This window comes from Methanobacterium veterum, assembly GCF_000745485.1.
Classification (GTDB): domain Archaea; phylum Methanobacteriota; class Methanobacteria; order Methanobacteriales; family Methanobacteriaceae; genus Methanobacterium_D; species Methanobacterium_D veterum.
Genome location: NZ_JQJK01000014.1, coordinates 17,531 through 42,448, shown reverse-complemented (window position 1 = coordinate 42,448; position 24,918 = coordinate 17,531). Strand labels below are relative to the sequence as shown.

At 30.6% G+C, this 24,918-nt stretch carries 29 protein-coding genes and 2 tRNA genes; 17 read left to right on the top strand and 14 right to left on the bottom strand.

All coding sequences use genetic code 11. The annotated features are described in order from the left end of the window. Positions 1-124: 124 nt before the first annotated feature. The 6 genes from EJ01_RS06155 to EJ01_RS06130 all read right to left on the bottom strand — a co-directional run bounded on the left by EJ01_RS06155 (position 125) and on the right by EJ01_RS06130 (position 5,178). Positions 125-199 (bottom strand) — tRNA-Ile (locus tag EJ01_RS06155). A 122-nt stretch (positions 200-321) separates the two neighbouring features. Then, positions 322-879, bottom strand: a complete 558-nt coding sequence (locus EJ01_RS06150; protein WP_048081281.1) for an adenylate kinase — start codon at positions 877-879, stop codon at positions 322-324. Positions 880-952: 73 nt separating this feature from the next. Then, entirely contained in the window at positions 953-1,246 is a 294-nt protein-coding gene (locus EJ01_RS06145; protein ID WP_048081282.1) for a metal-sulfur cluster assembly factor, read from the bottom strand. A 170-nt stretch (positions 1,247-1,416) separates the two neighbouring features. After that, on the bottom strand, positions 1,417-2,325 hold the full coding sequence (locus EJ01_RS06140; RefSeq protein WP_048081283.1) for a DUF5591 domain-containing protein: 909 nt from the start codon (positions 2,323-2,325) through the stop codon (positions 1,417-1,419). 288 nt (positions 2,326-2,613) lie between these two features. Beyond that, a complete protein-coding gene (locus EJ01_RS06135; protein WP_048081284.1) occupies positions 2,614-3,000 on the bottom strand; it encodes a hypothetical protein in 387 nt (128 codons plus the stop codon). Between the two features lie 420 nt (positions 3,001-3,420). Beyond that, complete coding sequence (locus EJ01_RS06130; RefSeq protein ID WP_048081285.1) at positions 3,421-5,178, bottom strand: thiamine pyrophosphate-dependent enzyme; 1,758 nt, start codon at positions 5,176-5,178, stop codon at positions 3,421-3,423. A gap of 421 nt (positions 5,179-5,599) precedes the next feature. Between EJ01_RS06130 and EJ01_RS06125 the strand changes: the two genes are divergently transcribed. Beyond that, positions 5,600-6,346: a Cdc6/Cdc18 family protein gene (locus EJ01_RS06125; protein ID WP_048081286.1), complete on the top strand. Its 747-nt coding sequence runs from the start codon at positions 5,600-5,602 to the stop codon at positions 6,344-6,346. A gap of 79 nt (positions 6,347-6,425) precedes the next feature. Beyond that, the gene (locus tag EJ01_RS06120; protein WP_048081287.1) at positions 6,426-7,223 is read left to right on the top strand and encodes a UbiA family prenyltransferase; all 798 of its coding nucleotides are present in this window, start codon (positions 6,426-6,428) and stop codon (positions 7,221-7,223) included. A 39-nt stretch (positions 7,224-7,262) separates the two neighbouring features. On the opposite strand, the gene EJ01_RS06115 is transcribed toward EJ01_RS06120, so the two are convergent. From EJ01_RS06115 to EJ01_RS06105, 3 genes are all read right to left on the bottom strand, one after another. Continuing rightward, the gene (locus tag EJ01_RS06115) at positions 7,263-8,447 is read right to left on the bottom strand and encodes an NAD(P)/FAD-dependent oxidoreductase (RefSeq protein ID WP_048081288.1); all 1,185 of its coding nucleotides are present in this window, start codon (positions 8,445-8,447) and stop codon (positions 7,263-7,265) included. A gap of 9 nt (positions 8,448-8,456) precedes the next feature. Continuing rightward, positions 8,457-8,627, bottom strand: a complete 171-nt coding sequence (locus EJ01_RS06110) for a 4Fe-4S binding protein (protein WP_048081289.1) — start codon at positions 8,625-8,627, stop codon at positions 8,457-8,459. A gap of 543 nt (positions 8,628-9,170) precedes the next feature. Beyond that, positions 9,171-9,338 carry a TIGR04165 family Cys-rich peptide gene (locus EJ01_RS06105; protein WP_048081290.1) on the bottom strand — a complete coding sequence of 56 codons (168 nt, stop codon included), beginning with the start codon at positions 9,336-9,338 and terminating at the stop codon, positions 9,171-9,173. 368 nt (positions 9,339-9,706) lie between these two features. Between EJ01_RS06105 and EJ01_RS17210 the strand changes: the two genes are divergently transcribed. Further along, positions 9,707-9,880 carry a TIGR04165 family Cys-rich peptide gene (locus EJ01_RS17210; protein ID WP_095651970.1) on the top strand — a complete coding sequence of 58 codons (174 nt, stop codon included), beginning with the start codon at positions 9,707-9,709 and terminating at the stop codon, positions 9,878-9,880. Positions 9,881-10,024: 144 nt separating this feature from the next. On the opposite strand, the gene EJ01_RS06100 is transcribed toward EJ01_RS17210, so the two are convergent. After that, a complete protein-coding gene (locus EJ01_RS06100) occupies positions 10,025-11,182 on the bottom strand; it encodes a TIGR04083 family peptide-modifying radical SAM enzyme (RefSeq protein ID WP_048081291.1) in 1,158 nt (385 codons plus the stop codon). A 369-nt stretch (positions 11,183-11,551) separates the two neighbouring features. Between EJ01_RS06100 and EJ01_RS06095 the strand changes: the two genes are divergently transcribed. From EJ01_RS06095 to EJ01_RS06080, 6 genes are all read left to right on the top strand, one after another. Next, entirely contained in the window at positions 11,552-12,145 is a 594-nt protein-coding gene (locus EJ01_RS06095; protein ID WP_048081292.1) for a LemA family protein, read from the top strand. Between the two features lie 252 nt (positions 12,146-12,397). Beyond that, positions 12,398-12,526 (top strand): LEA domain-containing protein, encoded by a 129-nt coding sequence (locus tag EJ01_RS17205; RefSeq protein ID WP_157197580.1) that lies wholly within the window; start codon positions 12,398-12,400, stop codon positions 12,524-12,526. A 147-nt stretch (positions 12,527-12,673) separates the two neighbouring features. Then, entirely contained in the window at positions 12,674-12,997 is a 324-nt protein-coding gene (locus tag EJ01_RS06090) for a hypothetical protein (RefSeq protein WP_048081293.1), read from the top strand. A 170-nt stretch (positions 12,998-13,167) separates the two neighbouring features. Beyond that, positions 13,168-13,314, top strand: coding sequence for a hypothetical protein (locus EJ01_RS17200; protein WP_157203583.1), 147 nt, complete (start codon positions 13,168-13,170; stop codon positions 13,312-13,314). A gap of 433 nt (positions 13,315-13,747) precedes the next feature. Next, positions 13,748-14,089 (top strand): hypothetical protein, encoded by a 342-nt coding sequence (locus EJ01_RS06085; RefSeq protein ID WP_048081294.1) that lies wholly within the window; start codon positions 13,748-13,750, stop codon positions 14,087-14,089. Between the two features lie 246 nt (positions 14,090-14,335). Further along, a tRNA-Thr gene (locus tag EJ01_RS06080) sits at positions 14,336-14,407 on the top strand. A 160-nt stretch (positions 14,408-14,567) separates the two neighbouring features. Here the strand turns inward: EJ01_RS06080 and EJ01_RS06075 are convergent. Continuing rightward, positions 14,568-14,786 carry a hypothetical protein gene (locus EJ01_RS06075; RefSeq protein WP_048081295.1) on the bottom strand — a complete coding sequence of 73 codons (219 nt, stop codon included), beginning with the start codon at positions 14,784-14,786 and terminating at the stop codon, positions 14,568-14,570. Positions 14,787-15,625: 839 nt separating this feature from the next. Between EJ01_RS06075 and EJ01_RS06070 the strand changes: the two genes are divergently transcribed. Next, positions 15,626-15,976: a hypothetical protein gene (locus EJ01_RS06070; RefSeq protein WP_157203582.1), complete on the top strand. Its 351-nt coding sequence runs from the start codon at positions 15,626-15,628 to the stop codon at positions 15,974-15,976. A gap of 450 nt (positions 15,977-16,426) precedes the next feature. Beyond that, on the top strand, positions 16,427-16,672 hold the full coding sequence (locus tag EJ01_RS06065; protein ID WP_048081297.1) for a hypothetical protein: 246 nt from the start codon (positions 16,427-16,429) through the stop codon (positions 16,670-16,672). Between the two features lie 142 nt (positions 16,673-16,814). On the opposite strand, the gene EJ01_RS06060 is transcribed toward EJ01_RS06065, so the two are convergent. Both EJ01_RS06060 and EJ01_RS06055 read right to left on the bottom strand, forming a co-directional pair. Continuing rightward, complete coding sequence (locus EJ01_RS06060; protein ID WP_052375903.1) at positions 16,815-17,096, bottom strand: hypothetical protein; 282 nt, start codon at positions 17,094-17,096, stop codon at positions 16,815-16,817. 187 nt (positions 17,097-17,283) lie between these two features. Continuing rightward, a complete protein-coding gene (locus tag EJ01_RS06055) occupies positions 17,284-18,789 on the bottom strand; it encodes an ATP-binding protein (RefSeq protein WP_052375899.1) in 1,506 nt (501 codons plus the stop codon). Positions 18,790-19,165: 376 nt separating this feature from the next. Between EJ01_RS06055 and EJ01_RS06050 the strand changes: the two genes are divergently transcribed. The 4 genes from EJ01_RS06050 (at position 19,166) to EJ01_RS06030 (ending at position 21,966) form a co-directional block, all read left to right on the top strand. Next, positions 19,166-19,483, top strand: a complete 318-nt coding sequence (locus EJ01_RS06050) for a hypothetical protein (protein ID WP_048081298.1) — start codon at positions 19,166-19,168, stop codon at positions 19,481-19,483. 556 nt (positions 19,484-20,039) lie between these two features. Further along, on the top strand, positions 20,040-20,234 hold the full coding sequence (locus EJ01_RS06045; protein WP_048081299.1) for a hypothetical protein: 195 nt from the start codon (positions 20,040-20,042) through the stop codon (positions 20,232-20,234). A gap of 654 nt (positions 20,235-20,888) precedes the next feature. Next, positions 20,889-21,161 (top strand): DNA-binding protein Alba, encoded by a 273-nt coding sequence (gene albA / locus EJ01_RS06035; protein ID WP_048081301.1) that lies wholly within the window; start codon positions 20,889-20,891, stop codon positions 21,159-21,161. 589 nt (positions 21,162-21,750) lie between these two features. Beyond that, a complete protein-coding gene (locus EJ01_RS06030; protein WP_048081302.1) occupies positions 21,751-21,966 on the top strand; it encodes a hypothetical protein in 216 nt (71 codons plus the stop codon). A gap of 317 nt (positions 21,967-22,283) precedes the next feature. Here the strand turns inward: EJ01_RS06030 and EJ01_RS06025 are convergent, their stop codons facing one another. Next, on the bottom strand, positions 22,284-22,559 hold the full coding sequence (locus tag EJ01_RS06025; protein ID WP_048081303.1) for a hypothetical protein: 276 nt from the start codon (positions 22,557-22,559) through the stop codon (positions 22,284-22,286). 381 nt (positions 22,560-22,940) lie between these two features. On the opposite strand from EJ01_RS06025, the gene nudC reads away from it, so the two are divergent. Together nudC and EJ01_RS06010 are read left to right on the top strand one after the other, a co-directional pair. Beyond that, entirely contained in the window at positions 22,941-23,783 is an 843-nt protein-coding gene (nudC, locus tag EJ01_RS06015) for an NAD(+) diphosphatase (RefSeq protein WP_048081350.1), read from the top strand. 146 nt (positions 23,784-23,929) lie between these two features. Next, positions 23,930-24,733, top strand: a complete 804-nt coding sequence (locus EJ01_RS06010) for a TrmB family transcriptional regulator (RefSeq protein ID WP_048081305.1) — start codon at positions 23,930-23,932, stop codon at positions 24,731-24,733. Positions 24,734-24,918: the final 185 nt, after the last annotated feature.

Sequence of the window (24,918 nt, the reverse complement as noted above, 5' to 3'; positions counted from 1 at the left end):
ATTTTTTTAATATAATATCAATACAACTTTAACTAAAAATAAGAGATTAATTTTCGAAAATATGGAAATATTAAATATATATTATTAAAATAGAGAATGTTTAACATTCTTTATTAAAAGTAAATGGGCCCGCTGGGATTCGAACCCAGGGCCTCACGGTTATCAGCCGTGCGCTCTAACCATGCTGAGCCACGGGCCCCATTTGATTTATAGAAACAAATTATTTCACTTATACAGTTTTACAATTTGAAATCTGTAAAGGGGTAGATTCAAGATTTAGTCTTCATCCTATATAAGCTTTACGCTTAAATTTGGATTTTTTTATAATACACTGCCAGTACCCAAAAGATTTTTCAGTTTTAAAAAACAATCTTCCAAATCATCGTTTTCAAGTACCAGTAAATTGCACCCCAAAATAGCAGAACATACAGCCATTGAAGTTCGAAGCATATCCATATGTTCATTTAAGCTATTTATAGTGTCAATAATTCTTTCTTTAGTATCTTTATGCCTTCGCTGGAGTATATTGTCCTTGGAAGACTCTATTACCACAATTATATCTGGAGATATAATTTCTATGGGTAGTGAAAGAATATAACCAATTGAAGACTGATCAACACCGTGTAAATCTACAAGAACACGGTCCATATCTTTTACTTTTAAAGCTGCACCCTTCCAAATTTTTTGCTGGGTGTCTATATCCAAACTAAACATTTCAGAATCTGTAGAAGCGAGATCTTCGCTTTTAGCTATATTAAGCATCAGATCTCCATAATTTACGTAATTATAACCTAAATCTTCAGAAACTCTTCTACAGAGAGTTGTTTTACCAACTCCAGGAACACCAGTAACAACTACAACGTTCCAAGGTAATTCCATTTCATTACACCATTTGCATGTTATGAAGTTCAAACGATGAGTTATTAAAGTAATTCCAGTTGAATCTTAAAAATTATTTGTTGACCATTTCAGAAATTGCATCAGCCATCATGTGGCCTTCGATAAGTACTTCTACTTTATCTACACCTTCTACCTTTTCAGCTGCGAGTTTTGCATTCATTGCTATGTTTGCTGCACTCATACAGCCTGGATTTGTTGGTCTGATTGTGAGTTTTGCAAGGGTAGATCCATTTTTTTCTATTTGAACATCTTCAAGAATTCCCATTTCAACTATGCTGATACCCATGTGAGGGTCAGCTACTGTTGAAACTGCTTCTTTTATCTTTTCAACTAATTCATCTGCCATGATATCTCCTCAAATACATAAATTTAATTCATATCTATTTTAAACAGTTAAACTTGTTTTTGTTTATATTTTTATTCCTATTTCAACAAATTTTAAATAATATCTAAAAATAGGGTGTTTTTATATGTTTTTATTTATTGCATTTATAGTTATTTATAATTTTTTGCTCACTATTTTTTTCTATGCCTTATTTTCACTGCAACACCTTTAACGGCCCTTTCCATTTCTTTCCCGCTTAAAATGGCCTTTCCAACTGCTACAGCTTCATCATCTTTTAAAATCACCACTTCATCACCAGGGATAATATCTGGATCAGCTTCAGTTACCCCTGGAGAGAATAAAGTGTTTGTTTTAAGCTCAAAGTTAATTTTAACCCATTTTTTATTGATATTCTGCAGAATTTTTCCGCCTTCCAGATTCAACGAATACAATCCATTATTGAAATGCAGGGTAGCGATTTGTTTTCCATCTTTAAATATTCGTTTGTCAAATCTCCCGCGGGTTTTAACATCATCAGGTATTAAACAATCAGCTTTTTTGCTGTTAAACTGATATCTTGCAATTGATCTGAGTTGATGTAATGTTTTAGCTCTTCCTTTAAGTTTAGAGTGCTTTTTAACTTCCATTTTAAGGTTGTTCATAGATTCTGATGATGTGGTTTGACCAGTCGATGTGTAGACCGCATTATCCAGATATTCTTCGCAGACCTGCTTATAACCACCTTCAACATGAGCTATTACCTCCTTTTCACCAACATAATCCCTTAAACATTCCCCAACAACTTTAATTTCTTCATGCGACCATTCACCTGTTGTTGAAGTGTCGTATGATTGTATGGGATATATTTTTTCCACTTCACGAGGGCAAACTCCAAATGGAGAGGTCAGTATGACTTCCTGTATGCCCTTTGTAGCGTTCATAAATATTGAGTGAGATCGTGATGATGAATAGGGTTTTTTCATACTGCACGGTAAAATAACCAGTGCATCACCTAATGGTTCAAGAAGACCCATTCTTTCCCTCCACCTTACTGCTTCTGGACGGAAGAGTGATTCTTCAGTTATACAGAGAACTTTCATAGTTTTTCCTCTAATTAAATAAATAACAAAATTTACATATTATTTTTTTTCATTTATACAGTTTTTATATTCCGTACTATTTATCCTTTATATTTTAGATAATTAAAAATCCCAACACAAAAGGAATATCTCCAAATTTAAAATTTTTTATTGCATTAATCGCTGAAACATCAAAACCTGAAAATTTAATTTAAAATTAACGCAACCAAATGAGTTGAATTATAAAAAAGAGATAAAAATAAAAAAATGTACACATTCTGCATTTTAATTACTTTGAAATCAGACCTGTTAAATATTGACGTTAGCCGACCTGACAGTTATACTGCCCACACTGTTTGAGTTAGTCGAAATTATAACTGGGTTAAAAGTGTTAATATTCCTTATAACATATGTATTGCTTGAAGAGGAGCTACTAGCTGCCCCGTTAGCATTGGTATTTGATAAACGGTTGTTGTTTACAATAGTTGAAGTTTGAGTTTGTGCTTGAGCTTGACCTGGGTCCTGGGTTTGACTTGGACTCAATATCGATGCATTGCCGCCTATAGTTACATTTCCACTACCCGGCAGCAGTAGAAGTTCGGCTAAAATTGATGCAGTTGCTTCATTATTAGTCGGATCTGGATCGATTATTTGTGCTGTAGCTACGCTGCACGCTGCAAGAACTATAAATGCCATTAATAATGCTGCTGTTATTTTCCTTTTAATTATTCCACCTCCATATATTCAATGATCACCTTAGAAAATAGTTATTCTCCAAAATAAGTGCAGGTAGATCATGCAATGCAAAGGATAAAATCTCAAAGGATAGAAGAAATTTAAAAACCCATTTGAACTTTACAATCATTTCAACCGCACTTATTATGCAGACGTGCAATACTATTTTCATATTATGATAGTATGTTATTACTTACTATATTAATATTATTATTTATATCTGAAATAACAATAAAAATAGTTTAATCCCAAATATACGGTGAATCTACACTTTTCTAAATAAAAATAGAACTAAAAATTGAATTTAATGTTTAAAACACCAAAAACATGTTTAAATAAAAAAAATAAGGTATTTAAAATAAAACTAATTTAATTAACCTTTCATTTAAATCTTACAGGATCTGTATTTATATCTACAATAACCGGTTTATTTGATGAAAGAGCTTCTTCAACTGCAGCTTCTAACTGTTCTGGCTTTTCGACATTAATTCCAATACCACCACAAATTCTGGCATATTCTGCAAAATCAAAGTTGTAAAGATCGGTTTGCCAGTTTTCATAGCCTTCCATCAACTGTTCCTGGCGAATCATACCCAGCTCCCTGTTATTTAAAATAAATATCTTTACTGGAAGTTCATATTTAATAGCAGTTACAAAATCTGCCATTAACATTGAAAAACCACCATCCCCTGCAACACATACCACCTGCCTATCTGGATATATAAGCTGTGCCGCAATCGCTGCTGGAAGTCCAAATCCCATAGAAGCTAAATAACCCGAAAGTATCATCTTCTGTGTGTCTTTCATCCAGAAATTCCTTCCGAACCACCATGTATTTTCCCCAATGTCCAGAGTTATAACCGCATCATCTGCAAGTTTATCGTTGAGGACTTTAATTATATACGGAGGACGTACCGGCGCTGTTTTTGAATCTATTTCCCCATCCAGTAACTTTAACCAGTCTCTTTTAAGTTTTTTAATCTCATCAAGGTAATTTTCTTTCTTGCTTTCTTTAACCAGTTCATTAAGCTTAGGTAATATTTCAGCACTGTTTCCAAGGAGGCCAACTTCCACAGGATACTGCTTAGCTATCATCATGGGATCCATATCGATCTGTATGGTTTTCTTCTCTGGTATCTGAGTCATATCTGAAAATGAAGACCCAACCACAATTAAAAGATCAGCACTTCGAACCAATCTGGTGGCTGCAGTTGACCCAATTCCTCCATGGCTGCCTACATAAAGATCATTGAACTCATCTACCGCCCCTTTACCTCTAAAGGTACTGACAATTGGTGCCGAAATTTTTTCTGCAAGTTCTAATAGGTTAGCTCCCTGTCCCATTGCACCAAAACCAGCGATTATCACAGGTCTTTTTGACTGGTTGATGATCTGGGCCGCCTGCATTATCACAAACATTGGCGGCGATATAGCTTTATTTGGGAAACTGCCGTCAAATGAAATTATTTTTTCAGTATGAGGTAATTTCTGGACATCATTTGGAATACCAATATGTGCCACACCCCTATCTGTGATTGCATGTTTCATTGCAAAGGTTGTAAGGGTTACTGTCTGGTTTTCAGACATCAATATCTCATCAAATATAGTAATAGGCTTAAAAAAGGAGTGCTGGTCTATTTCCTGGAAAGATCCCGGGCCAATTAACTGTCTTTTAACCATTCCAGTAAGTGCTAAAACAGGCGAATGGTCCAGCTTAGCGTCGTATAGTCCAGTAGCTAAGTTTGTAGCACCAGGTCCTGCTACAGTCAGGCATGCTGACACATGCCCCTTTAATTTACCGTAGGCAGATGCCATAAATGCCGCTGATTCCTCATGACGTACCTGTATGTATTTAATTTTTTCATTTTTCCGTATTGCATCTATAATTCCGAGGGATGAAGTTCCAGGTATCCCAAAAACATATTCTACTCCCCACTCAGCCATCTGTTCCACTAAAACATCAGAAACTGTTGATTCACCCTCCTTAAGTTCCTTAACTTCTTCAGTAAGCAGTACAAATTCACTCTTTGGAGAATTACAAACTGGACACGTCCAGTTTTCAGGCAAGTCCTCAAATTTAGTGCCTTCTTTTTCATCATCATACACATAGTTACACACCGTACATCTATATTTTGCCATGTGAGTCACCAAGCCATTTTAAATTTCAATACAACCTAAAATATTTTATTTCATCATATTAAAAACGTCCATGTTCCACAATATGTCCTATAAACTGCAAAACAACGAAACTACGTACAATAAGCTAATTTTTGCCATGAAGTTACCATTATACATTAATATGATCCTAAAAAGTAATAAAATATTCTATGGCACATTATAAAGCGTTCCCACATTTAAAGCTTTAAATCATTAAAAATATGGATTTAAGATAGGATTGATTCATAACTGGATTTCATGATAATATTTTCAATTAATGAACTTACAATAATCTAAATGATTAACCAGTGACTCCAAATTTTATTATAATGGTTTCAATGTTGAAACAGCTATTTTACCGGTTATCTGCATTTATATACTTTTAAAATCAAAACATTACTCTATGGAAAAATATAAAGTAAGTTCTGCAGGTAATAATGAACTTTTCCTAATTACCGATTGCTACAAAAAGCTTTGCCAGATAATGAAAAGCTTGAAAAATGACAGGGGTAAAATAGTCCATGTAATCGGGGCTCCAGGTACTGGTAAATCAGCGAATATTTACCATGCCATAGGTGATCTTAATTTAAATATTTATGATATGAAATTACGTTTAAAATCAGTGAATATAAGCTCAAAACAGGTTTTTAACACCATGTTTGAAGGATTAAATGAAGATCTGGAAGTAAAATCAAAAGAAGAAATTTATAGAAAACTTTCAGAATATGATGCAGTTTTAATTGCAGATAGTTTTCATGATTCACATAATTTAGACCCTACTTACATAGGTTTCAGTAAATGGACTTATTATTCTGGTTTTAAAGCTCTTCATTTTTATTTACTGTGTATAGCTGAATATTTAAGGCACAGAAAATACTTCAAAAATATAAACATTATTTTACAGACTGCATGGCGAATCCATATACTGGGGAAAAAATATGATTTATTTTCAGATCTGGGCTTATTTTCAAAAATTCTTGTAAATATACTCAACATATTTTTTGATGTTGTCTTGATATGTTACTCAGAAAAAGAAACTATAGAAATTGTAAAAATGCATGTTGAAGATGCAGACACAGATACAGTTAGAGAATACATCCAGAAATATGGCCATAAACCAAGATTTATATGTGATGCACTCAAAAAATAAGATTAAACTTTTTTCGCAGTTAGCTGTTAAACTACAAATAGATACATGAATCAAGTTGAGTATATAATGAGGATAAAAGATGATAAAGACCCTTATTAAATCTACAAGACTGTCATGGGCATCTAAAAACTTCAATGCATACCTGCTTGCCCTTACATATGCTTATTTTTCAGGAACACTAATTACAAATCCTTTTGAAATACTGGAAGGCCTTTTACTTGTTTCAGTGCTCTGGGGAGCATTGTACAGTTTAAATGATCTGACTGATCTTGAGGTAGATAAAAAAGATTACACTAAAAGAAACAGGGCCTTCATTGAAAATAAGATCGATGAAAAGTGGATACTGATTTTTTCCAGTTTTCTGATAGTTGCAGTATTTATAATCTCACTGACTACTTTAAATCCCCTATTTACTATAATTTTAGGGCTAATGCTCTTAAACCAGTTGATCTATACATTACCTCCCATAAGACTTAAAGACACCATATTTGCACCTTTTACAAGTACTGCCACAAACAGCGTCTTAAGGATAGCTTCATGCTGCGTGCTGTTGGGCAACGTGTTTTTAGTTCCAGTAAGCGTATACTTTTTCATGTACATGGCAGGAATGGCCACTTATGTTATGTATAAATCAAAACAAATTTCTGCAAGTATTGTAGGAGTTATAGCTGGTGTAAGTTTAATTTATGTATTGTACACTGGAGAAATGAACATTATACAATTTACAGTCGCGATTTTACCATCATTTTTAGCTGCAATACCATTATACATTTCTGTTTATATAGATAAAGAGAAAATGACTCAGATCGCTGACATTTTATATCATCAAGTCGCAATGGTATTCTTTTTAATAGTTATTTTAATTATTCTGTTTTAAAAAGAAAAAAAGTTTGATCAAAAATTTGATCAAAATTATTTAGAACAGTTTTCCCAGCTTCAATAAAGCTTTAGGTGAGACTTTAACAAGCACTCTAAGAAGTTCACTTGTACTTATTTTTTCAAATTCAGTTTCCCGGAACACTTTTGCTATTGAATCTAGTTCTTCATTTGAAAGGCTTTCAAGATAGCTTCTTGCCTTCATGTACTTATTAAATGAATCCCCAATTTCTTCTTTACAGCGTTTTCCATATTCTGCAAGCCTTTTTTCAGAGAAATCATCGTCTTTAACTGCTTCAGCAGCGATTTGGCCGGCAATACGTCCGCCCTGCATACCGCTTATTATTCCCCCACCAGTTAAAGGATTTACCATTCCACCTGCATCTCCTACAACCATAACGTTATCAGCGGCTATTTTTTTAAGGATTCCACCTACAGGGTCTCCACCTATATTAAGTTCCACTGCTGTAGCATTTTTAGTTGTAGGGCAGTTTTTTACAAAGTCAACGAGATGTTCATAGGCGCTTTTTTCTGTTAATGTTGGTATAACTGCAAGACCTACGTTTGCAATGTCTTTTCCTTTTGGGAATACCCAAGCATATCCTCCAGGGGCAACTTCTCCAAAGTAAAATTCTAATGCAGTGTCACTTTCCAGTTCTACTCCAACCATTTCAAATTGAGCACCAGATTCCATATCTTTAGGTTTGACTGCAGTTTTAAGACCACCCCATCTTCCAACTCTTGATTCTGGGCCGTCTGCACCTATGACTATTTTTGCTTTGATTTCAAACTGTTCTCCCATGCGTTCTGCTTTAACAATTACATGGCCGTCTTTCCTTTCTAAGCCTTTAGCAAGAGTCTTGATCATTATATCTGCGCCTGCTCTTGCAGCGTCCATAGCCATATGTTTATCAAATACCTTTCTTTCCACCACGTAACCCATTTCTGGAAGTTTTACTGTGTCTTCAGTAAGCCAGACGTCGGTTCCATTTGGAGATACAAGACGTACTCCATTGATTTCTGAAGTTATCCATCTGCTGCTTGGCTCTACGCCTAATTCAATTAAACCATCCTTGGATACACCTTCGGCACATCTTTTAGGAGCGCCTATTTCCGATTTTTTTTCAATCATTAACACTTCTGCACCGTTTAAAGCAGCGTGTTTGGCGGCAGATGAACCTGCTGGACCTGCCCCAATTACTAGAACATCAGTTTCAATTAACATTAATTCACCTTATTCTTCTTTTATTAAAGCACGCACTGGGCATGCCTGTACGCATATTTCACAATCTTTACATGAACTTTCATCAAACGTTATGGTTGCCTCGCCTACTTCAATCAGGCATCTTGGGCATACGCCTGCGCATTCACCACAATACATACACCATTCTTTAACTATCTTCATTTTATCCCTTTTCTGATTTTTTTACTCTCGGATTTAACTCTTATTCAGTTTATTATAACTCCTTTATTAATCTTCACATAATAAAAAGTTACATCCACTTTAAAATTAGTATAAAGTGAATTGGAAGATCAAGTATAAAAACTTGATTATAACAATTTTTTATGATTCAAATTTAGACGTGCATTTCAAGTGTAAAATTTCATGTACTTTATAGAAGATGTAGCAGAATCCTGTAAGCTAAGTGCAAGTATGTTAAATGTGTATAAATGAAATTACACTCAGACAACTTAGGCACATGTTAATGTGTATGTATAACACATATACACATATTACACACATCACAAATATTGTAAATAAATTAATAGGTATCTAAAAAATATTTAAAGATTAATATAAAAGCTAAAAATTTATTTCTAAGGTTTTTTAAACTACAGTATGTATTAAATAATGATATAAATATATTTTGCGCATTTTAAGTTATTTAAAAAAATAATACGCTCTTTTATCAAAAAAAATAGAATGTTTAGTAAATGCAGGATTTACTTATTCTTCTTCCTCATCTTTCTTTGATTTAAATACATATCCACATTTAGTGCAAATCACTGCCCCTGTTGTTGCATGAGCATGATGTTCGGTTTCTATATTTCTTTTAACTGTTTTATCCACACCGCCACATTTAGGGCATTTTTTAGCCAAGTCACCTATTTTCATTTTAGCATACCTCTTATAAACATTACAATTACTATTTTAACATTTTTTTATCAAATAACTATTTCTTCTTCTAATTTAATTAAACTTATGATAAATCTAAAAACAACATAATAATAGTGGTTCATCTTTAAACGACCCACATGCAAATAAGAATCTAAATAAATAAATTAGTAAATAGAACCTCCTGATTAAACTTACAACTTTAAATCGTATTATAATGTTTTTTTGACTTTTTAGCACTTGGTTTAAATTAGAGTTCAGCTTGCAGCAATGTTTATATACTTTGATCTGCATATTATAATACATTCGGGGAAGACCGAACTAATATAAACATCTCTAAAATTTGAATAATTTTAGGAGGCCGAGACATGAAAACAGAAGAACTAAGCAAAAAATGTCCTAAATGCGGTTGTAAAGATAAACATATCATACAAAATGATTCAACAGGGATGCTTGTAGGTGTTGAATACAAACACTCCGGATCCAAAGTCCCAAAGGGATCTAAATTCCGCTGCACTGAGTGCGGATACGTATTTGAATAAATAACGAGATTTAGGGTTAATCCTAATGACTCTATAATTGCCCTAAAACTCACATATTTCTTCTTATTTTAAATTACAGAATTATAACTTATTAATATAGACTAATTAAACTGGGAAAACCTCATCCAATAATTAAATCACTGGTTAAATACGCTTAAGCATTATCGACATTATCCCCGGTTTTTGCACTTTTTCCTCAGGCTTTCCTGCCCCAAATGCCATCATACCCCGTGAGGACAAAAACTCTTTATTTACACGATCTGTTATTTCCTTAAATATTATTTTATACGCCTCACAGTGAGGGTCCACACCATCAATTTCCGCTTTATTAGTTTCTTCATTAATTTTTAAAGCATTATAAGGACATCCTCCCCTACAAAACTTCACATATGAACATCTTTTGCATTCTTTATCTACATATTCCTTAAATTCATCAAGAAGCTTTGCGGGTGCAGATTTAGAAAGATCTTCAACTGTGGGGTGGTCACGGACATTGCCCATCACGTACTCAGGCATTCCTACAAATCGATAGCAAGGATATATGCTTCCATCAGGCCCCACAGCAAATGTATCTCCCATACAGTCGACGTAAGTACAGACAGTTCCCCTACGAGTAAGTACACATTTACAGAGATGGTCTATGTTCATAATTTCAATTTCACCCATATTTTCCAAATATTTATCTAAAAGATAGATTAACAGCTCCCCATACTTTTGCGGATCAATAGCCCATTTAGTAGGGTCTTCACTGCGCAGTGAAGGTAAAGCAGGGTGTAATTTAAGTGTCAAACCCTTTTCAAGGAAAAAATTAAAAATATCTTCCTTATAATCTATAGAATAAGAAGTAAATGTAGAAATAAAACTGACTTTTAAACCATGTGCCTTGGCAATTTCATAGCCTCTCATGGTCCGCTCATAATAGCCTTCCCCTCTCTGAAAGTCATTAAGTTCCTTAGGCCCGTCTAAACTTGAACCTATTGGAATATTATACTCGCTGAAAAGTTCAGCAAGTTCATCTGTCATAGTCCATAGATTAGTCTGAAGGGCAAACGCAGGTTTCAGATCATTCAAACCGTTTCTAAGCATTGGCAACGCTTTTTTATAAAAATCCAAACCAGCAAGGAGAGGTTCTCCCCCATGAAATGTAAATGTAACTGGTTCGTCGCGGAATGTCTTAAGCCAGTTAACGATTTCTTCAACAGTTTCAATGCTCATTACAGGAGATCCCTCCTCAGAACTCCAGCAGTAGTTGCACTCAGAAGGACAGCCCAAAGTAGGAATTATCATTACATGAAAAGCCATTGTAACACCATTTTTAGTTATTAAAAACTCATATGTTAATAACTTAATTTTTCTATTTATATATTATCCTATTTTCAATTTTTAAATTGAAATAACTATAAATTATTAACTAGGTTATGCCCTTCTTAAAATACAACAACATTAAATTGCTGAAAACATAAAATTAGATTTAAATAGATAGTTAATGAAATTAAAACTCAATTAAAAATCACTTTTCAACTCATTTACTTCTTAAAATATGCCGCGGGACTGGCCTATTTTTAAGATCGATTTATAGTCCCCATGATAATTTGAAAAAGCTTATATATCTAATCATAAGAAAATAGTTTGTAATTAATAAATTATATTATTTTAAAACGGTGGTTTGAGATGTGGAATGAAATAGGCTTCCTGATAGTCGTTTTAATTATTGGAGGGTTATCCGGAGCTGTTATAGTTATGTATAACAGTTTAATTAAGCTTAGAAACGGTGCAGATAATGCATGGTCACAGATTAATGTTCAATTAGAACGAAGAGCAGATTTAGTATCTAACCTGGTTGAAACAGTAAAAGGATATGCTAAACATGAAAAAACTACACTTAAAGGAGTTACTGAAGCACGAGCAGGACTTTCAAATGCAGAAACTGTAAAAGAAAATGAAAAAGCAAATACTCATCTAACTAAAACTTTAAGAAGTTTATTTGCAGTTGCAGAAGCTTATCCTGATTTAAAAGCTGACGAAAGTTTTGAAGATCTAATGAAACAGCTGTCTGAAACTGAAAACCAGATTGCATATTACCGTCAATTGTACAATGATGTAGTATGGCAATATAACAATAAATGCCAGATGTTTCCAAGCAATATCGTTGCCAACTTCTTTGGATTTGAAGAAGAAAGATACTTTGAAATTAATGAAGCTGAAAAAACAGTTCCACATGTAGATTTCACAAGCGATGATACTTTAGAAGCCGAAAACATTTAAAACAGGTTAAAAGTCAATTAAATCCTTAAATTAACTTTTTTGCAAATATAAGTATTTATTATCTAAATAATGATTTATTAAAGCTATTATTTTAATTATTTTCCATCAATTTAATTAACTTACAGCCAATATAATTATTAAATTACTTTTAATCTTTTATACATTAATTGGAGTAATACTGTAACCTGGTAATTATTTAATAAAAAATAAAATATATGTATGATTACAATCAAAAACAGTAGTGGTGGTCTTATGGTTGACACACATGATATTAAAGGCAAAGGTAAAGAGTTAAAAGGAAAAATAAAGGGTAAAGCTGCAGAAGAAAAAGGAAAACTTAAAGGCAAATCCGCTGAATTAAAGGGCAAGGTGAAAAAGTAAAAAAAATAATTCTACTACATATTCTCCAGTATAATCTGTATCCTACAAATGAACATTCAAACCCAGAAATAAATCATCTTCTGAATTAATGTATGGCCCATTTTAATATTTGTAATATGATTGAATTAAGGATTAATTGGTGATATTATGATTAAAACATTAAATCAAGAAAAAATAGGGCAACCTCGAAAAGGTTTCGTTAGTTTTAAACTAGAATTTACAGATGATAAGCTGTCTAAAGAAAATATAGATGATATAGGTAAAAAATTACTTGAATATGAATCACATGTAACTCATTTTAAAGACGGCAGTGCTTATGAATATGAGATAGATCCAGAAGACAAAATTATTAATGTAATAATACATTATCCCCTTAAAAAATGGCCTGTTGAAGAACAAAGAGATATTAAACTAATTAACGATTTTGCAGACGATTTTCAGGAATTTTATAAAAGTAAAGTTGATCACTAGCTTATTTTTAATAATTTTAGTGCATACTTTTAAAAATTAACTTGTACGCTCATGTCGAAATAGTTGTGCCGATATTACTTTGAATTTTTATGAGTTACATGGTTAAGTAAATTACACTCTTCCAAATATAATTCCATATAATTAATTGATATTATAATTTAACATAAAGCATGAAATGTGCACATGATCATGAACATGTAAAAATCGCAGCTAACAAACACGATGTGTTTGTAGCCTGCAAAACCCTCAAAATTCGAAGAATTTTGGGGCATGCAAAACTTCGTTTTGCGGTTCAGGGAAACCTTAAAAAATCGTAGATTTTTTACGTATAGAAAAATGCTACGCATTTTTCTCTAACTATGGTTTTCGGGGCGTCAAAGATTTTCGATAGTTTCGTGGCTCCGAGACAAAGCTTGCGAAACTCTGTTTCGCTCTCTGAAATCGGAGATTTCGAGAGTCTCGAAAGCTCCAAAAAACCTGTCAAAAATTGAAAATTCTCGCAAATTTCATTTGCGAGTTGAAAATCAAAAATTTTCAATTTTCACAAGCTTCGGTTTTTTGAGAGATTTTTACGGTCACAAAAACTTCGGTTTTTGTGAACATGAGCGAAAAAGTGAATTAATAGAAACCCATTAATTAAATGCTGTAGATAAATTAAATAAACTATAAAAACTAAATTAATAGAATATAAACCATTTCATTAATTAATTTCAATATCCGCTGTTTTAAATCAATCAAATAAGTGGTATTATGAAGAATAAGTATTCTAAAAATAAAGAAGAAAATCCATTAAAAGAGCTTGATAAAATTAAAGTACATTCATTTAAGGAATTGGAACATAAATATTTTAGTGATATGAAATTTGAAGATTTTCAAAGGGAAAGGTTAAAAGAATTTGATAAAAAAGAATTAAAAGATTTCAAAGAATTTGTAGAAGATTCAAAGATAGATACATCTTTAGAAAATCTAAAATTAGAATTGAATTCTGATAGCACAATAAAAAATATCCTGAAAGAATTAAAAGATATTGGAATAAATGGGAAACGCCAGCTAAAAATTATAACAATGCTCAAAAAAGAAATTCGGAAATAAAAAAAGATACTATTTTAATTATTCTTTATGCTTATTAATTGAAGATGTATTTTATTATCATTTCTAAACGTTTTTCGTGTTTTATCAATAATAAAAGTTATATACCTGTTATAACAATGTTACATTGAAGATATTTTAAAATGTGTCTTCAAAACCCAGAAATTTGCTGCTTTTTAAAGCACTGGCCTGAACTGATTGCAATCACCTAAATTAGTTCACGGCGCTTTTCTATAAAAGATTTCGTTAGCCTGTGTAGCTCAAAGGCCAGAGCAGTTGCCTCGTAAGTAACAGATAGGGGTTCGAGTCCCTTCACAGGCTTAAATGCAGTTACTTTAAAAACGTTATTTGAATATAACCTTAATTAATAGTTTTAGGTTTCGAATTATTCAATTAATAAGCTAGCCCCTTAAAAACATGACACGAATCATAAACCAGGTATTAACTTATAAAACTTTAACTTAAATTAAATTTTTTAAACTTAAATCCAGTCAAACTCAGTGTTTGGATTAACCTTGGTTTTTAATACAGTCCACGATTTAATAGTGGTTTCTTCCTTGATAAATTTGGATATATCCTCAATTTCATCGTAATTATACACTATAATATCGTATCTATCATAGCTGACAGTTATATCTGCAATACTTTTGAATCTTTCCTGCAGCAGCTTAATATTTTCTTTCACTTCTTCAGAACTCATAATTATGGTATATTCTTATGGACTAATAAATTTGTGTTTTCTGTATTTTTAGCCCACAATGAAATTAATCTGCCGCTGTTAAATAACTAAATAATACTATTTTAGACTCATTTTGTATCATCAACTATTCGTTCTTTAGATCCGGTGTAAATTGAATCAAATTTTACAGTTTTAAATTATTAATTCAACATAAATCAAATGACCTTCTTAAATTTTCATCAAAAATAATATACCCTTCCTCAAATTTACTTAATCTCACCCCAACAATATACATTCATGAACAGCTACATTCCCCCCGTTATTTACTTATCTTCTTCTTGCTTTTTATGTTGGATATAAATCACCAAATAATCAGGACTATACTATATTCTGTGAAAATGGAGTTATATCCCTAAAAAAGATATGTAGCCCTTTTAAATACATTTACGAGTAAATGAGTTTACATTTTGATTTAAAATTTTTGTAATTACTAAAAAATATTTTTAAAAGCTAAACTAAAATTGAGCACCTGAAAATAAATATTAATTATATATATAAAAAATTAATAAAAGTAAAATGAGTTTTAAAAACACTCATGTCTATGCATGAATTTATACTTTAGTTAAATTATAATTGGATATAAGAATTAAAAACATGTATTTATCAACTATTACACGTGAAATTACATTAATTCACACACACCCTGACATGAATGTTTAAAAATTTTTTAGTATTGACTGTATTGAGATCATAGCTGGAATTCTTAATTTTTAAATATAGAATAACACCGCTATTTCAAAATTTAAACTAATTTAAATAATAGTACAGGCTTTTACTTACTATTTGAGGTAAATAATATGTTGGAGTTTAAAGAATTTAAAATATTAGAAAGTGGTAGTAACTTAATTACTCCAATTAAATTCAGATTTACAGATAACGAATTAAAGGAAGAATTTCTGGAAGGTATGTATGAAAAATTAAATGAATATGAAATGTATTTAGAATATGATTGTAAAGGTGAATTTAATATTGAAAATAAAAAAGAAATTATCATTGAAATGATTATAACATTTCCAAGTAGAAAAGTTCCTGAAGATAAAAAGGAATTAGAAGAATTTATCAACCGGCATGTAATGGATTTCAGTGAGTATTATTATAAAATAAATAACTTAGAGAACTTAATTAATGATAATTTAATAGCACCTATCTAATTTTTGTTAGATAATTATAAATAAGGTGCTGTAATTTAATTTGATAGTTAATTATTATTTGAATACTATTTTTAACTGTCCATTTACTACATACCACCATTTAGTCGTAAAAGCAATAGAAATGAGTGATATAAAATAAAATAACATTTTTAAAGTTTAATATTAACTTTTAGGTTCCCCATTTTAATTTAAACTAATTGATCCCCTAAAATTTTTGATGTTATCGCCTTAACTTATAGATTATTTTAACAAAAATTTAATGCTTTTTTAATTCAGGTGACTTTGCATGTACTGGATTAACAGGAAAAAATATAAGACATTAAAACCAATATTAATAATTATATTCTATACCTTATTATAACTTCGATATATTCAGTTATTATTAACACATTACAGTCCCCTCTAACAACGATCTTATTATTTTTATCAAAATTTATGGAGGTTGATGATGTGAGTAAAAAATCAGTTAATTGGTGGAATATTATAAACAAAATCAGCCACGATAAATCCACATGGGATTATCTAGAACCTGCAGAAATAGTAGAAATCCTACAGAGAGTAACTGAAGCAAAAGAAAAGATAGTTGGACTGGATAGATATATTCGTATCCATTTAGGCCCGGCATTGCAAAAATTACAATTTTTAACGGATCCATGGTATGTCTATAATTTTCAAATTTATAGATACAACATATAAAAACATCTCTAATCCACCATTTTTTTATTTTATGGTATCAAAATTATAATTTAAAAAGTCAATGTATGATACTATACTGATAATAAATAGTTAAAAGACCAATAAAGTCATTAAATACTTTATTAGTCCATAAAACTAAGTTTTATTTTAACATTTCTTTAACTGCTTTCATTATTTCAAGTTTCTTTTCTATCATAGAGTTTTTCATATCTAATTTAGAAGCCATGAGCCTCTTTTTGCGTTCCATCATCTCAAGTTTCTGTTCAATCATGGTAATCTTAAGGTCTATTTTCATGGCTAAAAGTTTCCTTTTATCCTGTTCAGAGAGCTGTTCCATTATTTCTTTAGTCATCATCTTTTTTTTCATCATCTTTTCCATCATCATCATTTCTTTCATTTTTCCCATCATCATTTCCTCTTTCACGTTATCACCCCTACACCTCTAAGTAATACTTTTACAATTATTTGTATTAAAAAGTATCTAATTATGTAACATCGCGCTATAACATACTTAAATAAATCAATAATAAACCCCTCAATTAATCATACCAAGACAAAGTTTACGTTTTAAAACTTAAAACCGCCCTAAAAATTAATGAAAATAAATTTAATTAATTGTTAGATCTAATGGTAAAATAAAATGTCGAACCGTTTCCGAATTCTGATTCAACCCATATTTGTCCCCCATGACGTTCAACAATTTTTTTACAAACTGCAAGTCCAATTCCAGTCCCAGAATATTCATCTCGAGTATGCAATCTCTGGAATACTTCAAATATACGATCTCTAAACTGCGGTTCTATGCCTATTCCATTATCAGCAACTGAAAATATATAGTTATTACTTACTTTTTTACAAGAAATATGAACTTTCATTTCTCCTTGTTTTTTACGAAATTTAATTGCATTACTTATAAGGTTCTGGAAAAGCTGGATCATTTGTTTATCATCTACCATCACCGTAGGGAGTGGATCTATTGTAATTACTGCATTACTTTCATCAATAGCTATTTTCAAACTATTTAATGTTTGATTTAAAATTTCTTCGAAATCCGAGAGTTTAAATTCATTATTTCTTGTATTGACCCTTGAATAATCTAACAGTGCTTTAATCATTGTTTGCATCCGATTTGCACCATCTACAATATAATTTATAAATTCATCTGCATCTTCATCTAATTTATGCTTATATCGCCGCTTTAAAAGTTGTGTAAAACTAGCTATTGTTCTAAGTGGTTCCTGAAGGTCATGGGAAGTGACATAGGCAAACTGTTTCAGTTCGTCATTGGAGCGTTTCAGTTCATCTACAAGAATATTCAATTCAGCTGTTCTTTTCTGAACCTTTAGTTCCAGTTTATCATTTGCTTCCCTTAATGATTCTTCAGCCCTTTTACGCTCTGTAATATCGCTGTTAATTTCCATAAAACCAATTGGGATATTATTTTCATCCTTCTGTAATGCCCACCTACTGGAAACTATAATCTTTTCACCACTGCGTTTTGTATGAATTAATTCACCTTCCCAGTAACCTTTAGAAAGAAAACGTTCACAGGTTTCATTTAATGAATCTGGAAATTCAGTTTTAAGTAAGTCATGAGTAACTTCACCCAAAACTTCTTCCTCATGCCAGCCATACCTTTCTTCAGCACCTTTATTCCAAAAAGTAATTTTATCCATCATATCATGGACAATTATAGCATCATGAGTGAGATTAAGCAAATCAGCCTGTTTTTTTAACTTTTTTTCTAATTTGTATTTATAAAAAGCATTTTCTATGTTACATTTTAGTTCATAAATACCGGCTGGTTTTACAATAAAACCATATGGTTCAGTTAATTTGGCCCTTTCAAATGTTTTTTTATCAGAATAAGCAGTTAAATATACTACTGGAACATCAAAGCGCTTTTTAATTAATTTTGTAGTTTCTATACCATCCAGTTCTCCTTTAAGTACTATGTCCATTAAAATTAGATCTGGTTTTAACTTTTTTATCCTGTTGATAGCATCTTTTCCAGTATCTTCAATGGAAAGTACTTCAAATCCTAGCTTTTCTAGTGATATCTTAATATCTAAAGCTGTGATTACTTCATCTTCAACTAATAAAACTTTTATACACATTTAAAACCCTTCATTTAATTTAATATAATTTTAAAATTATTAAAATATATAATTATTTGTATTATACTATGATTAGAGTTACATCTATATAAATTAAAGGTTTAATTAGAGCAGATAGTAAAATAAAATTTAAAAATCAAAAAATAGATAATGCACATCTAATATGTCATCATTATCCTTAAAATTGAATAATTAAATCAAATTAGTGTAAAATTAGGTCAATTAAATCAAAAACATTATTTAAATATGTATTAACAAAATATATTCTTTCTAAGTACTCAACTTTCTTTTAAAATAAATTCAGAAATTAGGGAAACAAAAGTACAAAATTTTTAATATTATTATTTACAAAAATAGTATTATGTCTGATCAAAAAATGAATAATAAACAAAGAGTTGAAAAGTCAATTAAAAAGCCAGAAAGCATAGGGAAAGGCTATCTAGACATAATAGAAAACACATTGAAAACATTTAAAGAACAAAAAAAAGCAGATATTCATTACTTAGATAATATTGAACATACATTAGAAACTTACAAAAAAGAACTTGAATACATGGACAAGAAAAATAAAGAAATGCACAACAAAATTTTAAAATTAATTAAACACAAAAAAGTCCTGGATAATAAAGTTAAAGAAGACTTAAAAAAAACTGACAAACATATTCAATTAATTAAAATCCAAAAAGAATTGTAACTATATTCAAAGTTAAATAACTAATTTTATAAAATAAAATTATATTAATATCAATTTATACAGGTTATTGTATAAAATCAAGCCTAATATCCTCTTTATTTATTATAGCATTCTTTAAATGATTCTATTTGTCAATTTCATATATTTTAATTAATTCATCAAAGTTTTCATTTAAATCAACCATTAATATGTTATTAAGGTTTAAAAAATCAGTATTTAGTTATAATCCATTACGAGATATAATTTTCGAACCCCATCGTTATCAAAATAAAACAAAAAACCAGCTATTTTTCTTTAAATATGCTTTAAATCTTTGTCACAATTTTGAAATGTAATAAAATTAATTTAAAAGGTCAAATACTTTAATTAAAGTAATAACAAATATCTAGAGAATGTAATACTATTATAAATGTATAGAAAAGCTTATTAATGATTTAGATACAATATGTTAGTATATTACTGATTTATAACTATCTGTACTAATTACACCGCTTCAAATTATTCACATTATACTAATATTTCTGTTTATTTTAATCAAAATTTCGAGGTGATAGATATGAAAAATACCGTAGTAAATTGGTGGAACATCATAGTTAAATTAAAAAATGACAGCTCTTTATGGGACTATCTAGAGCCTGCAGAGATAATGGAACTTGTACAAAGAATGAAAGAAGCAAAGGACATGATAGCAGGTTTAGAAAAATATATTAATATAGATTTAAGGCCTGCACTGCAGAAATTGAATTTTTAATATTCAATAGCCCAATTTCCATATAATTTGCTTTTTGTATTAACTCCATTATTTTTTATTATAATTTAAAAGATTATTTTTAAAGTTTATTTAGGATTTAGAAGTTGAATAATTATATTTTAAGATAAAAAGATTAATTAACTATTTTCAATTAAATCTACAAATTAGAAGGACATAAAAACATGAAAATATAAATTTAATTAATATTTCAAGGTATATTCTCCCTACTAAAAAACATTTAAAAGATTTAGAACTAAAGATTAATCCTAACATTCTGTATATCTGCATCGATTACTTTTTAATCTGTTATTAACCCCACAATATGAATCTTAAATACATAACTGTATATAATATTAAATCCAAATAAGGTAATACTTGAAGTTTTTTTTATTAGAGGTTGAAGAAAATCTCTTGAGATTTTAGAAAATACATAGTATTTTCTAACCGGAGGAAACTAAATTTCCCCGGCCCCGAAAACGGAGTTTTCGAGGGCTCCCAAAAAATTCTATGAATTTTTTGAGGATTTTCTGAACCTTTTGAAAATCTATGATTTTCGAAGGCCTGTGGAAACATAGTTTCCTCGGCCCCGAATGCTACGCATTCGAGGGCCCGAACACAAAGTGTTCGGCGGCCCCAAAAATGGAGGTTAAAAAGATGTCAGAAGAAAATATTGTATACATTGGAAATAAACCTGTAATGAACTATGTTCTAGCTGTAGTAACTCAAATGAATGGTGGCGTTCCATCGGTTATGTTAAAGGCCAGAGGAAGAGCCATAAGTAGGGCAGTTGATGTTGCCGAAATTGTAAGAAATAGATTTATAACCGATGCAGAAGTAGGAGCTATAGATATCAGCACAGAAGAAGTATCAAGCATGGAAGGATCAAACAGTAACGTTTCAGCCATTGAAATACAGCTCAGCAAATAAAATCTAAAAATCCTTATAAAACCTCTCTTTAAAGAGAAATCTTTTTCTCTTTAAAATTTAATTAATTTTTAAATTTTTCATTAATAAAAAAACTCTAGCCCTTAAAGTTATTTTTTAAAATAGAATTAAAAAAAGTTTATTTACTATTCTAAAACACTCATGTCCATTACAGGCAGGATTTATACTTTATGTTAAATTATAATTAATAAGAAGACCTGTATTTTAGATATTCACATGAAAATACTGCATTAATTTCAACATCTATAACATGAACTTAAATTAAACAGTAATATATAAATTGCCACACTAATTTAATAGTTAAATAGATAGCAGGATCATATATTCCAAATACACATAAATTTATTAATTTTTGGAGTCGCAAAGTTTATATTTGATTAGAAACATCTTCATTATATCTTTATATTGCGATTATATCTATTTAGAATCAGATTTTAACCATTTAAATCAGGATTCATATTTCTTTTTTAATAAAAGTTAACCAAAATGGAGGTTTTCATCCATTTAGGTTAATTAATCTACATTTATACTGTTAAATTCTATCTAATATTAAAAATTGGAATGACCACAAATGAAATTCAGGAAAAACACAGAAAACAAAAAAGAATCAGAGGATTTATTAAAAAAAGCGAGCAGATGCAACCCTAAAGGGCTGAAAGAACTACTTAAACAAATTGAAGCTGAAATTGCTGTATGCAAAGGGAAAAATCATGACCTCTTAATAGCAAAGACCATAATTACCAGCAGGTTAGCTTCAATGAGAGATAGTGGTAAAATACCATTATAATCTCTCCTTATTTTATAATTCTAAAATTAATAGATTATTTAATTAGTTATAAGACCAGTTACCAACTAATTTCAACGTAAACCTGTTTTTACTAGATATTCTAATTAAAAACGGATAGTTAACAAGCTGGTATCAATATTCAACAAAATTAATGATTATTGGACTTGAACATGTTACACTCATTCATGACATGTGTAAACTGTACTGAGTCGTTTAATAAATTAAACAACTATATAAAAAGATATACAGAATAATATTCAAGTCATGAGCGTAAAATAGGTTCTAGCCCATAAAAAGTTAATTATTCAAGTTAACATTTATTTTGCTACAGTCAATGGAATTTTCCAGATATAACCAATTCTTTTTGCGGCTTCAGATCTCTTTCCTTTCTTTTTATTCTCGTTTATGTAGTCTTCACTACCTTCCCATTTTTCCACAGTTTCATCAAGATATCTGGCTATTTCTTCACTGTATTTTCTTGTTCCAATGGTATAATAATCAGCTTCATTACGAATATAACTAATTCCGTCACCTTTTTCTTCCATAAAATTTGATATTTCAATTAATTTTTCATAAAACTCTGCATCTACCATTTAATTTTTCTCTCCTTTTTATAATTTAATTATACAGTCTTACGCCTTGAACTTTATTTCTCCATTTTTATTTAAAATTTTTCAATGGAGATAGGGTAAAATAAGCAATGTTACTTATGTCTTATCTACATATATGTTTCTTTTTATTGCAATTAAATAGAAAAATTTAAATTGCAAATTTAAGATTTGAAGATTATTTATATTATTTTTTCTCCTATTTAAAAATAGGGGTAAAAATTTTTGAAATAATTTTTGAAATAATGAAAAGTTGTTACCTATATTTTGAGACTTTAAAGTGCCATAATTTGGAGCATTGTAATTAAACAAATGGCACACCATATACGAATAATTATTTATCAAAAAGTTAAATTACTATTAATTATGTCAAGAGAAAGCATTTACAATCGATACATTCCAGCAGTTATTCCAGATCCTGAAAATGATAACTGCGCATACTGGTTCGTGTTTAACCAGAATAAATTATTAGTAACCGATAACGAGATTAAGATCCCCTGCACAAAGAATATAGAAGAATTTGATATTTTTCCAATTAGAACCCAGTATCTTGGAACATTAGATGGGCATCCCTGTTACTCTGCAGAAGTCAATTTTGATACAGATGAGCTGAAAAAAATGGATTTTAGAGAGTTGCGTTCATTATATGGCGTTTTAGATGAAGATGTGTTCCTTCTAGCTGGAAAAGCTTTTCAGATTGTAAATTGGGATCAGACGCACCAGTACTGCGGTAGATGCGGCTTTCAAACTGAGGCGCTACAGGGTGAAAATGCAAAAATCTGTCCAGAATGCGGATTCATAAGTTACACCCGTATTTCTCCAGCCATAATAACCGCAGTATTAAAAGATGATAAAATTCTCCTGGCTCGTGGCAGTAATTTCCCCGAAAACTGGTACAGTATTATTGCAGGGTTTGTAGAACCGGGAGAAACCCTTGAAGAATGTGTAAAAAGAGAAGTTGCAGAAGAGGTAGGCTTAAAGGTTAAAAATATAAGATATTTTGGAAGTCAACCATGGCCGTTTCCCCATTCACTGATGATTGGCTTTATATCTGAGTATGAAAGCGGTGAAATATGCGTTGATAACTATGAAATAACAGATGCAAAATGGTTCAGCATTGATAATCTTCCAGAGCTGCCTTCAAAGATGAGTATATCAAGAGAAATTATAGACTGGTACATAAAATCAATGAAATCAAAACAACTTTAAATTATTTATAATCTGGTTTAAAGTATAATAACAGCTCGAATTTGTAAAATACAGATCTATATTATTTTTTGACAACCGCAATTTTTATCCTTATGACTGATCTATATTAGTTTAGTTAAAAACTACTAACTTTAGGATCTATTAATATGAATGAAATATCAACCAACCTTATTGAATCATTGAAAACTATGGGATTAGCCGAATACGAGGCTAAAGTGTACTCTACTTTAGTACTATTTGAACGTGCAGAAGTTAAACGAATATATGAATATTTAAACGTGCCTAAACCAAGTGTATATCAAAGTTTAAAAGGATTAATGGACAAAGGCCTGGTAATGATGGTTAGTTCCAAACCTGCAATTTACAGGGCTACCCCTCCCAAAATAGCCCTTAAACATCTGATAGAAGTGCATAAAAATGCAGAAAAAAGCGCCCTAGACGAATTAGAGCATCTTGAAAAAAGTAATTTAGAGTCGGAAGATTCTGAAATCATATGGACTCTCTTTGGCGAAAATAATGTTGAACACAGTATGGAAGAGTTAATAAGTAAAGCCAAAAAGTCGATAAAGGTTCTTCTCCCTACAGAATATATAGATTTTCTTTCTTTTGTAAAGAACAAAGACTTAAAAATTGAGTTATTAACATTTGGGAAGGACACATCCATTGCAAGTCGTTACAACTTAAAAAACTTAACGGTGCATGATGGACAGGAAATAGATGTTTTAGACTTTGGGGATCTTTCTAAATATTTAGATAGCCTCCCTTTACCTCCAGAACAGTATGCTAAATCCATATTTATATTCATTGATAATAATGAATTTATGTTTGTACCTCCATATCCTGGAAAGACCAAGTCTGGTGTTACATCAAAAAACCCTTATCTTATCGGCCTTGTGAATATAATAGCTGGTGCAGTATGGGAACACACTCCAGAAGTGCCATTAAAATAAGTCAAAGAAGATGATTTAATTTAGTTTATACTGAAAATTACGATAATTTCCAGTATATATTCATTATAAAACCATTAACTATTCTTTTTAAGATTTTTTTAGTATTTATGATATTTACAGAAATTTTGCAAAGATCATCTAATAAGTAGTTTTTAACACAACTACTATCAAAAAGTTTATATACT